The organism is Nocardia sp. FBN12, assembly GCF_050320175.1.
In the GTDB taxonomy this organism is placed as follows: domain Bacteria; phylum Actinomycetota; class Actinomycetes; order Mycobacteriales; family Mycobacteriaceae; genus Nocardia.
In genome coordinates this window covers 112,680-129,339 of record NZ_CP190048.1, presented here as the reverse complement: position 1 = coordinate 129,339, position 16,660 = coordinate 112,680, and the positions used below count along the sequence as shown (strand labels likewise).

At 61.3% G+C, this 16,660-nt stretch carries 14 protein-coding genes and 1 pseudogene; 2 read left to right on the top strand and 13 right to left on the bottom strand.

Annotation, left to right across the window (positions count from 1 at the left end):
- Window positions 1–7: 7 nt before the first annotated feature.
- Window positions 8–646 carry a ScbR family autoregulator-binding transcription factor gene (locus ACQHI0_RS00650; protein WP_427905987.1) on the top strand — a complete coding sequence of 213 codons (639 nt, stop codon included), beginning with the start codon at window positions 8–10 and terminating at the stop codon, window positions 644–646.
- Window positions 647–663: 17 nt separating this feature from the next.
- On the opposite strand, the gene ACQHI0_RS00645 is transcribed toward ACQHI0_RS00650, so the two are convergent.
- The 12 genes and pseudogenes from ACQHI0_RS00645 to ACQHI0_RS00590 all read right to left on the bottom strand — a co-directional run bounded on the left by ACQHI0_RS00645 (window position 664) and on the right by ACQHI0_RS00590 (window position 15,062).
- On the bottom strand, window positions 664–1,584 hold the full coding sequence (locus tag ACQHI0_RS00645) for a ScbA/BarX family gamma-butyrolactone biosynthesis protein (protein ID WP_427905986.1): 921 nt from the start codon (window positions 1,582–1,584) through the stop codon (window positions 664–666).
- A gap of 219 nt (window positions 1,585–1,803) precedes the next feature.
- Window positions 1,804–2,751 carry a methylenetetrahydrofolate reductase [NAD(P)H] gene (metF, locus tag ACQHI0_RS00640; protein ID WP_427905985.1) on the bottom strand — a complete coding sequence of 316 codons (948 nt, stop codon included), beginning with the start codon at window positions 2,749–2,751 and terminating at the stop codon, window positions 1,804–1,806.
- Window positions 2,752–2,986: 235 nt separating this feature from the next.
- Window positions 2,987–4,459, bottom strand: coding sequence for an adenosylhomocysteinase (ahcY, locus tag ACQHI0_RS00635; RefSeq protein ID WP_427905984.1), 1,473 nt, complete (start codon window positions 4,457–4,459; stop codon window positions 2,987–2,989).
- A gap of 23 nt (window positions 4,460–4,482) precedes the next feature.
- Window positions 4,483–8,070 (bottom strand): methionine synthase, encoded by a 3,588-nt coding sequence (gene metH / locus ACQHI0_RS00630; protein WP_427905983.1) that lies wholly within the window; start codon window positions 8,068–8,070, stop codon window positions 4,483–4,485.
- Window positions 8,067–9,041: a carbohydrate kinase family protein gene (locus tag ACQHI0_RS00625; RefSeq protein ID WP_427905982.1), complete on the bottom strand. Its 975-nt coding sequence runs from the start codon at window positions 9,039–9,041 to the stop codon at window positions 8,067–8,069. The genes metH and ACQHI0_RS00625 overlap by 4 nt, the downstream gene beginning before the upstream one ends.
- A complete protein-coding gene (gene metK / locus ACQHI0_RS00620) occupies window positions 9,038–10,255 on the bottom strand; it encodes a methionine adenosyltransferase (RefSeq protein WP_427905981.1) in 1,218 nt (405 codons plus the stop codon). Before metK ends, ACQHI0_RS00625 begins: the two co-directional genes overlap by 4 nt.
- Window positions 10,252–10,710 (bottom strand): DUF5360 family protein, encoded by a 459-nt coding sequence (locus ACQHI0_RS00615; RefSeq protein ID WP_427905980.1) that lies wholly within the window; start codon window positions 10,708–10,710, stop codon window positions 10,252–10,254. The genes metK and ACQHI0_RS00615 overlap by 4 nt, the downstream gene beginning before the upstream one ends.
- Window positions 10,707–11,903 (bottom strand): aminotransferase class I/II-fold pyridoxal phosphate-dependent enzyme, encoded by a 1,197-nt coding sequence (locus ACQHI0_RS00610; protein ID WP_427905979.1) that lies wholly within the window; start codon window positions 11,901–11,903, stop codon window positions 10,707–10,709. Before ACQHI0_RS00610 ends, ACQHI0_RS00615 begins: the two co-directional genes overlap by 4 nt.
- Window positions 11,904–11,948: 45 nt before the next feature.
- A complete protein-coding gene (locus ACQHI0_RS00605) occupies window positions 11,949–13,103 on the bottom strand; it encodes an acyltransferase family protein (protein ID WP_427905978.1) in 1,155 nt (384 codons plus the stop codon).
- Window positions 13,104–13,146: 43 nt separating this feature from the next.
- Window positions 13,147–14,013, bottom strand: coding sequence for a class I SAM-dependent methyltransferase (locus ACQHI0_RS00600; protein ID WP_427905977.1), 867 nt, complete (start codon window positions 14,011–14,013; stop codon window positions 13,147–13,149).
- A gap of 19 nt (window positions 14,014–14,032) precedes the next feature.
- Window positions 14,033–14,368 (bottom strand): DMT family transporter, encoded by a 336-nt coding sequence (locus ACQHI0_RS00595; protein WP_427905976.1) that lies wholly within the window; start codon window positions 14,366–14,368, stop codon window positions 14,033–14,035.
- 474 nt (window positions 14,369–14,842) lie between these two features.
- Window positions 14,843–15,062 (bottom strand): annotated as a pseudogene (locus ACQHI0_RS00590) (MbtH family NRPS accessory protein).
- A gap of 220 nt (window positions 15,063–15,282) precedes the next feature.
- On the opposite strand from ACQHI0_RS00590, the gene ACQHI0_RS00585 reads away from it, so the two are divergent.
- Window positions 15,283–15,822, top strand: a complete 540-nt coding sequence (locus ACQHI0_RS00585) for a TSUP family transporter (RefSeq protein ID WP_427905975.1) — start codon at window positions 15,283–15,285, stop codon at window positions 15,820–15,822.
- A gap of 102 nt (window positions 15,823–15,924) precedes the next feature.
- On the opposite strand, the gene ACQHI0_RS00580 is transcribed toward ACQHI0_RS00585, so the two are convergent.
- Window positions 15,925–16,638, bottom strand: coding sequence for a GAP family protein (locus ACQHI0_RS00580; RefSeq protein WP_427905974.1), 714 nt, complete (start codon window positions 16,636–16,638; stop codon window positions 15,925–15,927).
- Window positions 16,639–16,660: the final 22 nt, after the last annotated feature.

Here is a 16,660-nt window from a genome sequence, read left to right as displayed (position 1 = left end):
AGGTCGCATGGTTCAGCAAGACCGCGCTCTCGCAACGCGCCAGCAGATCGTCCGTGGCGCGGCCTCGACCTTTGACACCGAAGGCTTCGCCGGTGCCAGTATGGGCATGATCGTTGAGCAATCCGGAACGACCAGAGGTGCACTGCACTTTCATTTCCGCACAAAAGAGGAACTTGCTAGAGCAGTTATAGAAGAGCAGCATTGTCGGTCTATCGCAGCCGTCGAAAACATCGATCGATGCAACTCTCCCGCGGTCGAGCAGATCGTGATGCTGTGCCACGAGATGGCACGCCAGATCGTCACTGACCCGATCGTCCGGGCCGGCATTCGCCTCACCCTCGAGTTGACATCCGCAAGAGGCCCGGTTGACCCCTACCGGAGCTGGATCGAGGCATGCGAGATGCTCGTCGAACGTGCCCGCAACCAGGGCGACATTCTCGACAGCGTCTCGTCGCAATCTCTCTCGCGCTTCGTGATCTCGGCATTCACCGGCGTTCAACTGGTTTCGCTGGTGCTGACCGGCCGCGAGGATCTCGAACTGCGTGTTGACGACATGTGGTCGCTGCTTTTGCCAGGCATCATGCCCGCGTCTCGGTGCACGAAGATCGACCGTATTCGCGCAGCCCGTTGGTACCCCCATCCGTGAACCACGCAGAGTCGTGGTCACGTCCGAGACTCAGCGAATGAGACGTAGCCGACTGCGACCTCAGCGCTCTCCTGCCGGAAGACGACACGCGCAGTTGACACCTTGCCACTACTGTCAGTGCAGGCTGCGACGGTCACTGGCCGGTCCAGCTCTGCGTACTTCCGGAATGTGGCTCCGAGACCGACGACGGTAGCCCGATTCTGCGTCAGAACCCGGCCTGCCTGGCATATCGCCTCCAGCAGCAGCGCACCAGGCACATGATCTGATGGATGATCGAACAACACCGGATGGGCATCGTCGACCCGCAGTTCCCATTCCGACGGCCCGATCCTGGGGCCGAGTACGACGTTACTCGGGAGCAATTCAGCAGTCGCCGGTACTGCACAAGGTTGTCCGCAGATCGGAGCGCCCACATCGTCGGGTCGCCGGTGTCGCCACCGGAGGCGCTTGTATACTTCGGGCGGCAGAATCTGCGCCGCACCATTGCCGAACCCGATTCTCGAGCCGCCGATGCGGAACTCTAGTTCGATCCGGAATCGTGCTAGTTGCCCATCGCGGTAATGCAGTCCAGACATTCTGACGTCTACAGAGACCTCGGCTGCGTGGTCGTCGACACGGACACCGAACGGTAACCCTTGGACATCGATCTCGCTCATTACGAAACAGTGATCGAGCGGTACATCGTAGCATCGGTGTGCCAGATAGATCGCGGCCTGCCTGAGCGTCTCCGCATAGAAAAGGATATTGTACGAACCGTCGGTCGGCCTATAGAGTTCGTGCGCTCGTGGCCATTGCGCACCGACAGCGAATTCATGCTCAGACAATCGCAGATGGTCTGTCAGGAATACCTCCGCTACCGACTGCCGATGCACGTATACTCGCGATACGGTCGAGTCGAACTTCAGCACTTTACGCTGAGCAGCTAAACCTGTTGTCATTTGAAGTTGCCCCCTGCAAAGACATTTGCAACATTTGTTCCGCCTTCAACGATAACAGATCGGAAACAGTACCGCATTCGCTAGGGAGATAGCAGGAAATTTGAGTTGTTCATCTTATCGCAATATATCCCGGGGCACAAGAAGGATGACCCTCCTGATTTGTACCGTCGCGCTGGTTCCGCACCCGCATTACCCTGCGCGAGCCGCGTTCGGGATCCGCTACCTCCGGCTTGCGAGATTCAGATTGTCAAGAATTTCACAGGTCGCCGTGGCTTGGTTGAGGGTGCAGAAGTGCAACGCTGGCACGCCCTCTCGAATGAGCCGTTCGCACAGCAGCGAGGCTATCTCGACGCCAACTGCACGCACGGCGTCGACGTCCTCGCTCGGTCCAGTGCCCGCAGCTCGTTGCAGGTCAGCGAGCATCGCGGCCGGGATAACAGCCCCAGACAACTCGGCCATCCGTGCAACACTTCGAACCGAGATGATTGGCATGATCCCCGGAATGATCGGTTTGGCGCCCTGCTCAGGATCGGCTGCTGAGACACGGTCCCGAAGCCGTAGGTAATCGTCGGCGATGAAGAACATCTGGGTGATCGAGTAGTCGGCGCCTGCGCGTAGTTTCCGTACGAGGTTTTCGGTGTCCTCGGCTAGCCCGCCTGCGCGGTGATGACCTTCAGGGAACGCTGCGACACCAACATGGAAGTCGCCGCACTCATCGACCAGGTGGACTAATTCTTCCGCGTACTCGAGGCCATCCGGGTGTTTATGCCAGTCCCCCAAAGGGTCTCCAGGCGGGTCACCACGCAGCGCAAGGATGTTGCGAACACCACCCTCGGCATGTGCGCCGATAACTGCCCTCAGGTCTGCGACACTATGGCCAACCGCAGTCAGGTGAGCGACAGGCAACAGTGTTGTCCCCTGCGCAATCTCGCCTGCGATTCGCGCCGTGTGCTCCCGTGTTGACCCGCCTGCTCCGTACGTGACGGACACAAACGCAGGGTCCAGGCGCTCGAAGGTGCGCACCGTCCGCCACAGGCGAGCCTCGGCCGCAGAGTCCCGCGGCGGCAGAAACTCGACCGAAAACGGCGTCTTACCAGTACTGCTCAGCCGAAGCCGCTGCGCCACAGTAGCTTCGGCATTGTCTATGGGCGGAATGAATGCGGTCATCTCGCGGCTCCGTGTCCGGTTCGATCAGCGGGCTGACATTCTGGGTCGCTCAACAGGTGTGCCTGATGGAGCGTCGGGTCCGTAATTGGTCGCTGCCGAAGCGATCGTGGCCGGGTGCGGTACACAGCCAAATGCTTCAACTGAACAGGTCAGCGATGGTCTCGACCGAGACCATCGCTTGCCTACGCTGCTTTCCGAGCCCCTGAAATCGGGCTCGGCTGACAACGGCGGGATCTCAGTAGCGGTAGTGGTCGGGCTTGTACGGGCCTTCCACGTCCACGTTGATGTACTCGGCCTGATCCTTGGTGAGCTTGGTCAGCGTGCCACCGAGGGCCTCGACGTGGATCTTGGCGACCTTCTCGTCGAGGTGCTTGGGCAGGCGGTAGACCTCGTTGTCGTACTCCTGCGGCTTGGTCCACAGCTCGACCTGCGCGATCACCTGGTTGGAGAAACTGTTCGACATCACGAACGACGGGTGGCCGGTCGCGTTGCCGAGGTTGAGCAGACGACCCTCCGACAGCAGGATGATCGCCTTGCCCGAATCGAAGGTCCACTCGTCGACCTGCGGCTTGATGTTGATCCGGGTCGCGCCCGAACGCTCCAGCGCCGCGATATCGATCTCGTTGTCGAAGTGGCCGATATTGCCCAGGATCGAGTGATCCTTCATCGCCTTCATGTGCTCGAGGGTGATGATGTCCTTGTTGCCGGTCGAGGTGATGACGATGTCGGCATCGCCGATCGCCTGCTCGACGGTGACCACGTCGTAGCCGTCCATCAGCGCCTGCAGCGCGTTGATCGGGTCGATCTCGGTGACCTGCACGCGCGCGCCCTGGCCCGCGAGCGACTCCGCGCAACCCTTACCGACGTCACCGTAACCGCAGATCAGCACCTTCTTGCCACCGATGAGCACATCGGTGCCACGGTTGATGCCGTCGATGAGCGAGTGGCGGGTGCCGTACTTGTTGTCGAACTTGGACTTGGTGACCGAGTCGTTGACGTTGATCGCCGGGAACACCAGCTCACCCGCGGCGGCGAACTGGTACAGGCGCAGCACGCCGGTGGTGGTCTCCTCGGTGACACCCTTGACCGACTCGGCGATGGTGCTCCACTTGGTCTTGTCGGCCTCGATGCTCTCGCGCAGCAGGTCGAGGAACACCGTGTACTCGGCGGAGTGGTCGGCGTCGGCGGGCGGAACCACACCGGCCTTCTCGAACTGCGCACCGCGCAGCACGAGCATGGTCGCGTCGCCGCCGTCGTCGAGGATCATGTTGGCCGGGGCGCCGGGCCAGGTCAGCATCTGCTCGGCGGCCCACCAGTACTCTTCGAGCGTCTCGCCCTTCCAGGCGAAGACCGGGATGCCTTTGGGCTCGTCGACGGTGCCGTTCGGGCCGACCACGATGGCGGCGGCGGCGTGGTCCTGGGTGGAGAAGATGTTGCAGGAGGCCCAGCGCACGTCGGCGCCCAGCGCTACGAGGGTTTCGATCAGGACGGCGGTCTGGACCGTCATGTGCAGCGATCCGGAGATTCGCGCGCCCTTCAGCGGCTGAACGTCGTGGTATTCACGACGCAGTGCCATCAGGCCCGGCATCTCGTGCTCGGCGAGGCGGATCTCCTTACGGCCGAATTCGGCCAGCGAGAGGTCTGCCACCTTGAAGTCGATGCCGTTGCGGACGTCAGGAGTGAGTGATGTGTCCAGTGCGATCGTCATTTGGTGTCTCCTCTGATCAGTGGTCAGGCGTTGAAATAATTGGCTTCGGGATGTAGCAGCACGAACGCGTCCGTGGACTGCTCCGGGTGCAGCTGCAGTTCCTCCGACAACGTCACCCCGACCCGGCCCGCGTCGAGCAGGTCGACCAACTTGGCGCGATCTTCCAGGTCCGGGCAGGCCCCGTAACCGAAGGAGTACCGCGCACCCCGGTAACCGAGCTTGAAGTAATCCTGCACATCAGCGGGATCCTCGGCGGCGACGGACTTGCCGTCGACGGTCAGTTCTTCACGCACCCGGCGATGCCAGTACTCGGCCAGCGCCTCGGTGAGCTGCACACCGATACCGTGCACCTCGAGGTAATCGCGATAGTTGTCGGCGGCGAACAACGCGTTCGCGAAGTCGGCGATCGGCTGTCCCATCGTCACCAACTGGAACGGCAACACATCGACCTGCCCGGTCTCGCGAGCCCGCTCACGCGAACGAATGAAGTCCGAGATGCACAGGAACCGATCACGCTGCTGACGCGGGAACGTGAACCGATACCGCTGCGGTGCATCAGGATTCGGCTCGGTCAACACGATGACCTCGTCACCTTCCGACACGGCGGGGAAGTACCCGTAGACCAGCGCCGCGTGCTGGAGCACACCCTCGGTGGCCAGGCGATCGAGCCAGGCCCGCAACCGCGGCCTGCCCTCGGTCTCCACCAGATCCTCATAGGTCGGGCCTTCACCCTTGCGCTGCCCGCGCAGACCCCACTGGCCGAGGAACAGCGCCCGCTCGTCGAGCAGCCCCGAGTACTCCGCCAAAGGCAGACCCTTGATCACCCGCGTGCCCCAGAACGGCGGCGTCGGCACCGGCAGATCCGCGGCGACATCGGAGCGCTCGGGCACCACGATCGGCGCCTCGGTGGCCTTGCGCTCGGCCGCGATCCGCTTGGACCGCTCATGGCGCGCCTTACGCTCGGCGGCCTTCTCCTTCGCCGCGATCGCCTCCGGGCTGTCCGGGTCGAGGCCACCGCCACGCTTGACGGTCATGATCTCGTCCATCAACCGCAGGCCCTCGAACGCGTCGCGGGCGTAATAGACCTCGCCGTCGTAGACCTCGGTCAGGTCGTTCTCCACGTAGGAACGAGTCAGCGCGGCGCCACCGAGCAGCACCGGGAACTGCTCGGCCACACCCTTGGTGTTGAGTTCGCCGAGGTTCTCCTTCATCACCACCGTCGACTTCACCAACAGCCCGGACATGCCGATCACGTCGGCCTTCTTGTCCTGCGCGGCGTCGAGGATGGTCGCGATCGGCTGCTTGATGCCGAGGTTGACCACCTCGTAGCCGTTGTTGGACAAGATGATGTCGACCAGGTTCTTGCCGATGTCGTGTACATCGCCCTTCACCGTGGCCAGCACGATCCGCCCCTTGCCCGCGTCGTCGGTGGCCTCCATGTGCGGTTCCAGGTGCGCGACAGCGGTTTTCATCACCTCGGCCGACTGCAACACGAACGGCAGCTGCATCTGCCCCGAACCGAACAGCTCACCGACGGTCTTCATGCCCGAGAGCAGGGTCTCGTTGATGATCTGCAGCGGCGGCACCGTCTGCATCGCCTCGTCGAGATCGTCGCCGAGACCGTTGCGCTCACCGTCGACGATGCGCCGTTCCAGGCGTTCGAACAACGGCAGCAGCGCCATTTCCTCCGCGCGTGAGGCCTTCGACGACGCCGTCGAGACACCCTCGAACAACGCCATCAGCTTCTGCAGCGGGTCGTAGTCCTCGGTGCGGCGGTCATAGATCAGATCGAGGGCGACCTGCTGGTGTTCGTCGGGGATCCGGCTCATCGGCAGGATCTTCGACGCGTGCACGATCGCCGAATCCAACCCCGCCTGGACACATTCGTGCATGAACACCGAGTTCAGCACCTGCCGGGCGGCCGGATTCAGACCGAAAGAGATATTCGACAACCCAAGAGTGGTCTGCACCTGCGGGCGGCGGCGCTTGAGCTCGCGGATGGCCTTGATCGTCTCCTCGCCGTCCTTGCGCGACTCCTCCTGCCCGGTGCCCAGGGTGAAGGTCAGGGTGTCGATGATGATGTCGGACTCCGCCAGGCCCCAGTTGCCGGTGATGTCGTCGATCAGGCGCTCGGCGATCGCGACCTTGTGATCGGCCGTGCGCGCCTGGCCTTCCTCGTCGATGGTCAACGCGACGACCGCGGCACCGTGCTCGGAGACCAGCCGCATGATCTGCTGGAACCGCGAATCCGGGCCCGCGCCGTCCTCGTAGTTCACCGAGTTCACCGCGCACCGGCCACCCAGATGCTGCAGACCTGCCTGCAACACCGGCACCTCGGTGGAGTCGAGCATGATCGGCAACGTCGAGGCGGTCGCCAGCCGCGAGGCCAGCTCGTTCATGTCCTCGGCACCGTCGCGGCCCACGTAGTCGACACACAGGTCGAGCATGTGCGCGCCGTCGCGGGTCTGGTCCTTGGCGATCTCGAGGCAGCGCTGCCAGTCCGCGGCCAGCATCGCGTCACGGAAAGCCTTGGAGCCGTTGGCATTCGTGCGCTCACCGATCATCATGATCGACGCGTCCTGCTCGAACGGGACAGCGGTGTACATGCTCGACACAGCAGGTTCGTGCTCGGGATGACGACGATCGGCGATCGCGGGCAGGGTCTTCTCGACCTCGCGCACCGCCTCGGCGACCTGCCGAATGTGCTCCGGGGTGGTGCCACAGCAGCCACCGACCAGCGAGAGCCCGAACTCGGAGACGAACCCGCTCATCGCGACAGCGAGCTCTTCGGGGGTGAGCGGGTACTCCGCGCCGTTGGCACCGAGCACCGGCAGACCCGCGTTCGGCATCACCGACACCGGGATGTTCGCGTGCCGCGACAGGTGCCGCAGGTGCTCGCTCATCTCCGCCGGACCGGTCGCGCAGTTCAGCCCGATCATGTCGATGCCGAGCGGTTCCAGCGCGGTCAGCGCCGCACCGATCTCACTGCCGACCAGCATCGTGCCGGTGGTCTCCACGGTCACGTGGGTGATGATCGGGATCCGGCGACCGGCGGCGATCATCGCCCGGCGGCTACCGGTGATCGCGGCCTTGACCTGCAGCAGGTCCTGGCAGGTCTCGATGAGAATGGCATCGGCACCACCGTCGAGCATGCCGAGCGCGGCTTCGGTGTAGGCATCACGCAGCGAGACGAACGGGGCGTGGCCCAGGGTCGGCAGCTTGGTTCCGGGGCCCATCGAGCCCAGCACATAGCGCGGGGTGCCGTCGGCCGAGGGGCCCATCTCGTCGGCGACATCGCGGGCGATGCGGGTGCCGCGCTCGGACAGATCGCGGATGCGGTCCTGGATGTCGTAGTCGGCGAGGTTGGGCAGGTTGCAGCCGAAGGTGTTGGTCTCCACCGCATCCGCGCCCGCGGCGAAGTAGGCGCGGTGGATCTCGGCCAGCACATCAGGGCGGGTGTCGTTGAGGATCTCGTTGCAACCCTCGAGGCCGCGGAAGTCGTCGAGCGACAGATCCGCGGCCTGCAACATCGTGCCCATCGCGCCGTCGCCGATGACGACACGCCGCCGGAGCGTGTCGAGGAGCGTGGTATCGAAAAGGCGACCGATCACCGAGGCCATAGTGTCGCAATCTCGTCTCCCGCTGACTGCCCGTATGCGTTTGTCAGGCGCTTCAACGCAACCTCGGTGTCCCACGTCCACTCCTGTGGACCGACGGATTCGAGCACGAGCACAGCCACGATAGAGCCCAGTTGGGCCGATCGCTCCAGTGTGAGACCGCCTGCTCGGCCGAAAAGGAACCCGGCCCGGAACCCATCCCCGACGCCGGTCGGATCCACCTTCGTGGTCTCCGGCACTGCAGCAACACGGAATGTGTCACCACCCGAATGAGCAATCTCGACGCCGTCCGCACCCAACGTCGTAACTCGAATGCCGATGCGCGCCAGCACTTCTGACTCGGTGAGCTTTGCCTTTCGCCGCAGAAGGCCCCATTCGTACTCGTTGGTCAGCAGGTATTCGGCGCCGCCGATGAGATCGCGAATCTCCCGGCCGCCCAGAAAAGCCAGTTGTTGCGATGGATCAGCGGCAAACGGGAGGCCGAGCTCCCGACACTGCTCGGTATGCGCGAGCATCGCCGCTGGGTCGTTGGCGCCGATCAGCACCAGATTGGGCCGGCCGAGACGGGCAACAACAGTTGGGAGCGAGACTTCCACAGCCTCGGACATGGCACCCGGATAGAAGCTTGCCAACTGCGCCATGTCACGATCCGTTGTGCACACGAACCGGGCGGTGTGCGCGCGCCGGGACACGCGCACACTGCTGACATCTACTCCGTGTGCGGTCAGCCAGGTCTCGTAGTCGCCGAAATCCGCTCCGACTGCACCGATCAGCACCGGCGCATCTCCCAGCGCACCAAGGCCGTAGCTGATGTTTCCCCCTACGCCACCTCGTCGGATCTCCAGGTCGTCGACAAGGAAACTCAGCGACACATGCTCGAGTTGGTCAGGCAGAAATTGCTCCGCGAACCTTCCTGGGAACGTCATCAGATGGTCGGTCGCGATGGACCCGGACACGAAGATCATCCGATCGCAGCCTTCAACTCGTCGACGCGGTCACATCGTTCCCACGGAAGATCCAGGTCGGTGCGACCGAAGTGCCCGTACGCGGCGGTCGGTCCGTATATAGGACGCAGAAGATCTAGATCGCGAATGATCGCGCCCGGGCGCAGATCGAAAACCTTCGAGATAGCCTCTTGGATCGCAGCTGGATCACACTGCTCCGAGCCGAAGGTCTCGACGAACAAACCAACAGGGGCGGCCTTGCCAATGGCGTACGCAACCTGCACTTCGATCCGTTCGGCGAGGCCCGCGGCGACCGCGTTCTTGGCCACCCACCGCATTGCGTACGCGGCACTACGGTCGACCTTGGACGGGTCCTTCCCGGAAAACGCGCCCCCACCGTGGCGCGCCATGCCACCGTAGGTGTCAACAATGATCTTGCGACCGGTAAGCCCCGCATCACCCATCGGGCCGCCGATGACGAAATTTCCGGTCGGGTTGATGAAAACCCGAGGCTTCTCTGCGTCGACTGTGCTCGGTAGCCCAGCGAACACAGGATCGATCACATGAGTGACCAAGTCCTCGGCCAACATCACCTCCAGGTCGATCCCCGGCGCATGTTGGCTCGAGATGACCACAGTGTCCACACGGATCGGAACGTCACCGTCGTACTCGACGGTGACCTGTGTCTTGCCATCCGGCCGGAGATAGGGCACTGACCCGTTCTTCCGCACTGCGGATAGGCGGCGAGAAAGCCTGTGCGCCAATGCAACCGGCAGCGGCATGAACTCCGGCGTTTCGGACGTTGCGTAGCCGAACATCAGGCCCTGGTCTCCCGCGCCCTGCTGCGCAACTGCATCTTCGGCACCGTCCACTCGCGCCTCATATGCACGATCTACGCCCTGAGCGATATCGGGTGATTGCGCCCCGATGGCCACATTGACGCCACAGGTCCGTCCATCGAAACCCTTTTGGGAGCTGTCGTACCCGATCTGCACGATCGTCTCGCGAACGATCGACGGGACATCCACATATGCCGTCGTTGTCACCTCGCCTACGACGTGCACCTGCCCGGTGGTCACCAAAGTTTCTACCGCGACACGGGCGCTAGGATCGGCGGCCAGCAATGCATCCAGCACAGCATCACTTATCGCGTCACATATCTTGTCGGGATGCCCCTCGGTGACCGATTCGCTGGTGAACAATCGATGCCCCGACAGATTGGATTCGGTAGTCATGCGTTTTCCTTGATCCCCGAGTCGACATTTCGGCCTCGCAGCTCGGAGGCGATCTCCTCACTTGCAGCACGGTCGAAAACTAGAATTGCAAACACAATTGCAGGCACAACCATCAATAGAGCGTTGGAAATCCACCAACTGACATTGAAGTCTCCATAGTATGCCCAGAAAGATATAGCCATGAACCCAGCACAGAAGGTCAGCGTCAATCCGATAGTCAGGATCAGCCAGCCGATTCGATGACGGATCCGAACCAAGTAGACACCAGCGAACCCAAAAATCGACGCAGCCAGATCGAGTGGGAAGAACGACCAATTCCAAGCCTGCATAATTGGATTGGTATAGTCCCGGAAGGCCGACTCCTTAGGAATCATGTTTATCGCTACGGCAACCCAATAGAGCATGAGCAGGGCATCGGTCACCAGCAGTAGGATCTTCCCGATCTTCAAGCTCACGAAGCACTCCGTTCCGACGAGAATTCGTCTGAGATGAAATTGATCAGTTCAGCAGATTCGAGCAGGTGAGCATCCGTATGCAGACGCGAGAGGAAGAACCGAACTCGCGTGGCAGACTTCGGGACAGCAGGATAAGAGATGGGGAAGACTCTTACCCCTGCCTGCTGACAGCGCAGAGCGAAGTCGTTTACCCAGTCGTGGCGGACGAGAAACGGAATAATCGGCGTCTGCTGCCCGGCCCCACCGTGAAGCTTAGTGCTGAACAGACGTGATTTGTGCTGAATATCAGTGACATAGTTGGGGTTCTCGGACAAAAGTTGCAGAGCCTTCAGCGCCGCGCCTGCGGCAGGGGCGGGAAGGCCGGTACTGAACATGAATCCGGGGCCCGAGACACGCAGGTAGTCCACCAGCTCCCGCGAGCCGGTGATGAACCCGCCGCAGCTACCCATACTCTTGCTCAGCGTCCCCATCAAGACATCGATCTCGCCGACGTCGATCCCGAAGTGCTCGGTCACTCCCCGCCCGGTGCGTCCTATAGTTCCGATCGAATGCGCTTCGTCGACGTACAGCACAAAATCGAATCTGCGCTTCAGTTCGATAATTTCGGGCAATGGTGGTAGATCTCCATCCATACTGTAGAGCCCTTCGATGCACACGACGACTCTTCGCCTCTGCCCCGCCTCTATCAAGATCTGCTCCAGATCCGCGACATCGTTGTGCCGAAATCGTCGAATCTCGCCGCCGGCGAGGTTGCAACCGACTTCGATGCTGTTATGCGCATACTGGTCGTGGATCAGCAAATCATGCGGTCCGAACAGATAGCCGATCGTCATCACGTTCGTAGCGTGCCCGCTGACGAAGGTCACCGCGTCTTCGGTACCGAGAAAGGCAGATAGCCGATCCTCGAGCTGACGGTGCAGGTCTAGCTCACCAGAAACCATCCGGCTCGCGCTGGTCGAAATTCCGTATCTGTTGATGCAGGATTTAGCGAATTCACGTACCTGATCGTTCTCACCGAGCCCCAAGTAGTCATAGGTCGAAAAATTGACCACATGGCCATCATGAGACAAATACCGGTGCACGTTCCCGTGCGGAAGGCTCTTCAGATAGGCCAACGAGCCGTCGGCTTCACGCAGCCCACTCTTGAACTCGAGAAAGGCATGGTACTCCTTCTCCATCCATTGAACAGTCACTGTATTACTCCTAGTTGGTCAGCGCCCCACCGGGCATACCGCGTGTCAGCGTGTGAAAGGGCGTTCGAAAATTCTGTAGAACACGTAGGAAACGATCAATGCCACAGGAATGGCTACCGCAAGCAACAATGGGAACATGACGGGCTTTGACAGTTCGTTCCCCCCCAGACACAGCCATGCTATCGCAACAATAGGGGCATGGATCAGGTACAAGCTGTAGGAGAACTTGCCCAGGTCCTCCAAGCGGCCGGACACCCATTCAGATAGTGCGTCAGGTGTCGTATTCGATGCGGATCGAACATCCGATGGAAGAAATCCAAGAATCAGCAAGCAGATGCCGATCGCGACTGCGAGATCGAAGACAGGCAGTATCAGCTCTACCACCTCGAATCCGAGCGCAACAGATAAAACGATTACAAACGCTAGAATCCCGCCTGAAGCTACGAGCAGTTGTCTCCTTCGGAATGCTTCGGTCCTGTAGGAGACTCCCGCTGCGACGTTTGCCGCCACCATTCCAAGGAAGAAATATAGGATCAAGCCGAAGAAATAGGCGGGAGCATCTGAAGTCAACATCACGCAGGCGATCAATCCAACCACCACCAATGTGACGATTCCGGTACCCCGCCGGTCGCCGACACGGCCGACAAGCCAAATGAAGAACGGGAACATCAAATACAGATGGAATTCGGCGGCGATCGACCAGTGTGCGTAGTTGATCTTTGTATAATCGAATAGATCCTGCAGGAGAAGCGCATGGGTCACTAACGAATTCCAGGTTACTGGAATACTGATGTCCCATTGACTCCCTGTAGCGGTTCGCGCCACCGTTAAGCCAACAAACGCTGAGAGAGCCATGGCGGCGTAGTAGGGAGGTAGAATTCTCCTACAACGGCGTTTGAGAAATCCAGCAGTTGTATATCGATCCCCGCGACCGATTCGCGCGATTTGCAGCGAGTAACCACTGACGACGATGAAGGCGATCACTGCGTAGTGTCCGTGATATAGCCATCCAGTCAGCCAATACAAGACACCATCGGGATGTATGCCATAGCCGAGGGGAGGTTCGGCAGCAGGCCACACTTGGAACCAAATGTGGCTGATAAGAACGTAGAAGGCGCAGATGCCGCGGAGCCCGGTTAGCTTGACCCACACAGATTTCGGCATATCGCGCTGATGCGAAGACGTTGCGGTCGTGGTCATGGTGGAACCTTGTTTTCTGTAATGCAAACGCCGAGCCCGAAACTCAACGGCGTGCAGTGACCACTGAATATCGGTGCACGATTGGTACATTCCGTGGCCCGGCGGTTTCTATACGCTCACGGAGCCCCTGGATCACCTGGTCGAAAAGATCAGGCTCTATGGCATCGAGATATCCCGCCGACACACCCGATTTAGTGACATACTCAACAATGCTGTCCACATTTGTGACGACACGAGAGGATTCCCCATCGAATCCCGTTTCAACACGGCTACCATCCGGTGCAATTCTGCGGGCGATGTACCGGTGATCGGTCGGAAGGTCGAGCTTAACGGCGCGGCGCAACAATTTGGCATCGGCCATGAGCACATCCAGAAGGACCGCCTCGAGCTCCTTCAAGGTGCCCTTGCGGTTTTCCATAATGCCGATGAATGCCCCCGATTTGAGCACGCGTCCGAGTTCTCGCCTCAGCTTCGCGTGCGACATATAGCAGACACCCCATGCGCAGATGAGAGCGTCAATCGAGTCAGTCGGCTGCGCGGCAAGATACTCCAGTGCATCACCGACGACAAATTCAACTTGTTGACCTTCAGCGCGTACTTTGGCTTGGTTTTCGGCCAGCATCCCCTCAGAGATATCTACCGCGGTTAGTACGCTATCCACGGAGACAGCATCAGCCAGACGCCGAGTTATGGCACCAGTTCCAGCAGCTAACTCTACAACACGAAGTGACGGCCGCTCCAACTCCTCCCAGGGCAGGAGGGTGGTGAATCGCTCGGCGGCAGCGGCGAGGTTGTGCGAGTAGTATTCGTCGTAGGTTGACGCAACCTTGTCGTAGTCATTGCGCACATCGGCATATCGTCCCTGCACCGACAGCGCGATATGCTTCGCGGCCGTCTGCGCTTTTCGCATTACCTTCATAGTGTCCCCCCTAATGGGAATTCGCACTTCCGAGATTTATCAGGACAACACCGCCGATTGTCAAAGCCATGCCGGCGATTGTCACAACGCTGAGGTGCTGTTTGTAAATGACAGCTGCGAGTAGAGTCAGGATTACGGTGCCGATGGCGGACCAAAGTGCGTAGGCAACTCCGACCGATACCTCACGCAAGGTAAGGCTCAACGCGAAGAAGGCCGCTCCGTACCCGATCACAACGACAGCAATCGGAGCCATGTTCTTGAACCCATCAGTGGCCTTGAGGGCCAACGTGGCGGCAACCTCGCATCCGATTGCGATCAGCAGATATATCAATGCCAGCCGAGACATGGTCCCCTTCTAACCCACTCATCGGAATGACGGCATTTTCGGATCGGTACAACCCGGTTGACCGCTCACCCCCTCAACGTTCACGACGCTATCACAAAACGGGTTGACCGTCCTGTTATCATTTGGCAAACAGGTTGATCATCCTGTTAACCGCGCTGTCGCTTGCTGGACACGGTCGGACGCGGTAGGCAGGGCGATCGCCGTGCCGTTCACAGACAGCGCCCGCTCACGCCGACAACGGCAGTCTCTCTACGTTCGGGGCACCTGTCCCACACCGATATCCAAGGACGACTACCTGCGGCCATCGGTATGTGGCAATGTTTGCCCAACGACCAGGGCGGTCGGGCGCTAGATACCGGGCAATACCGGTCACGGGGCGTGAACTCTCGCTGCTACGGGCTGTGACCAAAGTACGCCAAGATTCTGGGCCAGCTTCCTGTCGCTTGTCACGGACTCGCGACTCCTAGCAACACCTCACCGAAGGCACTGCGAGCAGCTCGCGCCCGCCATCACCCTGTGCGACCTCGCCGCGCCTGCCGAGTACGCACTGTTGCCCGGCGACTTCAGACGAATGTCCGTCCAGTTCTTCTCGACGCGCGCGGCGCCGCTGTCTTCACCGAAGACGATCTTCCAGCCGGCGGGAACCTCCGCAAAGGTCGGCCAACGAGTGCTGGTCCTCGCCGTTCACCAACACTTACGGTGCGCCGCAAGCCGGCCGAGATCGATCGATGGGCTCGCGCGCCACTGATGGCCTATGCCGGCCGCGGCCGCCACGCACCGGAGACCACCGGAGGCCGTAAGTCGGACCGGTGAATTCTGACGCCAGGTCCGATCGCGGATCCCGATATCAGCGAATCCTGACATCGCCCCGGCCGGAGCGGTGAGGCCGATCCGGGGCCGTACCGTCTCGGCATGTGAGCAAGACAGCCGAGGACCCGGCGACATCGGCTGCCGCGACGCGACGCGATGCGCTGCTACTGGTCTTCGCCACCGGCGCGGTGATCGGTGTGCTGGGTGGCCTGATCGGCCTCGGTGGCGCGGAGTTCCGGCTGCCCCTGCTGATCGGGCTGTTCGGGTTCGCGGCCCTGCACGCGGTGATCGTGAACAAAGCGATGAGTCTGATCGTGGTCCTCACCGCCCTGCCAGCCCGGCTGATCGCCCTGCCATATGCCGAGGTCACCCAGCACTGGACGATCGCGGCCAATCTCCTCACCGGCAGTCTCGCCGGTGCCTGGTTGGGCGATTCCGCCGGAAACCTTCGGTGTCCTGGCCATGACCGCGACCGCACTGGTCTGGGCGAATGTCGCCGCAGGCCGCGAGCCCGACATCACGGCGACTGTCGGCATCATGAGAACGGTCCTGTCCGCGCACCAGTGAGCCCGCCAGAAAGCGCGATCCCACCGAACGTGGATCGACGCCCGGATGCGGTCGCTGTCAGCGCTCAGCTTTCCTGATCGACGGGATCTCGTCTGTGCCGCTGAAGACATCCGGTCTGGGGCTGACCGGCGCATAGGCGGCCTGTTGAACGGATTGGCCCCGATCGCGATGTGTCCGTTTCAGAGACCCTGAATACCTTTGTTGAGCTGCATGACGGCGATGAGGACAAGCAAGCCGACATTGAGGAGCTTCGTGTTGGTAGCGATCCACTGCCGCAATGCCCGCAACGGCGCTGCTGCCCGATTCGGCATCATCACCAACAATCCGACCGGGCCCGCGACCGAGCTCGCGGAGATCACGACGAACACCACGGCGACACCGAGCTGGACAGACAAGGGCGTACCGCTCAACCGCAATGTCAGCGCCGCGACGATCGCACAGGAGACATCGATCGGGTTGAGCACGAATACAGCGAAGCCGAGCAGAAACGAGCGGGCCGCGGTGAAGTGTTCGACGGATTGCAGCATCTTCGGCAATTGTGGTGCGGCATCGACTATTTCGCCCGGTTCGCGGGCCAGTGCCATCGCGCGCAGACGCTTTCGTTCCCTGGTGTAGACGTACCACGCACCGATCAGCAGCTCCGCGGCGAGCGCCAGATGCAGGATCGACAACCACAGCGGCGGGTCTATCCGTTCCTGTACGTGCAGCGCGGCCAGAACCGCGTAGGCGGTGCCGGTGGCGAGCACGATTCCGGTGACCCACCCGGCCAGATAGGCCAGGCTGTTGGCGCGGGCGCGCTGTGAGAACAGCACGGCCACTACGGCGATCACGGCGAGCGGGCTCATGATGATGCCGAGCGCGACAGGTATCAGCGAAAGCACCAGCGAGGTCATGCCGCGCCTCTTTCGAGTAGTT

Bases quoted from the DNA above. Each gene is read 5' to 3' on its own strand.
- ACQHI0_RS00650 (WP_427905987.1), top strand. From the start codon at position 8: ATGGTTCAGCAAGACCGCGCTCTCGCAACGCGCCAGCAGATCGTCCGT.
- ACQHI0_RS00645 (WP_427905986.1), bottom strand. From the start codon at position 1,584: ATGACAACAGGTTTAGCTGCTCAGCGTAAAGTGCTGAAGTTCGACTCG.
- metF (WP_427905985.1), bottom strand. From the start codon at position 2,751: ATGACCGCATTCATTCCGCCCATAGACAATGCCGAAGCTACTGTGGCG.
- ahcY (WP_427905984.1), bottom strand. From the start codon at position 4,459: ATGACGATCGCACTGGACACATCACTCACTCCTGACGTCCGCAACGGC.
- ACQHI0_RS00625 (WP_427905982.1), bottom strand. From the start codon at position 9,041: ATGATCTTCGTGTCCGGGTCCATCGCGACCGACCATCTGATGACGTTC.
- metK (WP_427905981.1), bottom strand. From the start codon at position 10,255: ATGACTACCGAATCCAATCTGTCGGGGCATCGATTGTTCACCAGCGAA.
- ACQHI0_RS00605 (WP_427905978.1), bottom strand. From the start codon at position 13,103: ATGACCACGACCGCAACGTCTTCGCATCAGCGCGATATGCCGAAATCT.
- ACQHI0_RS00600 (WP_427905977.1), bottom strand. From the start codon at position 14,013: ATGCGAAAAGCGCAGACGGCCGCGAAGCATATCGCGCTGTCGGTGCAG.
- ACQHI0_RS00595 (WP_427905976.1), bottom strand. From the start codon at position 14,368: ATGTCTCGGCTGGCATTGATATATCTGCTGATCGCAATCGGATGCGAG.
- ACQHI0_RS00580 (WP_427905974.1), bottom strand. From the start codon at position 16,638: ATGACCTCGCTGGTGCTTTCGCTGATACCTGTCGCGCTCGGCATCATC.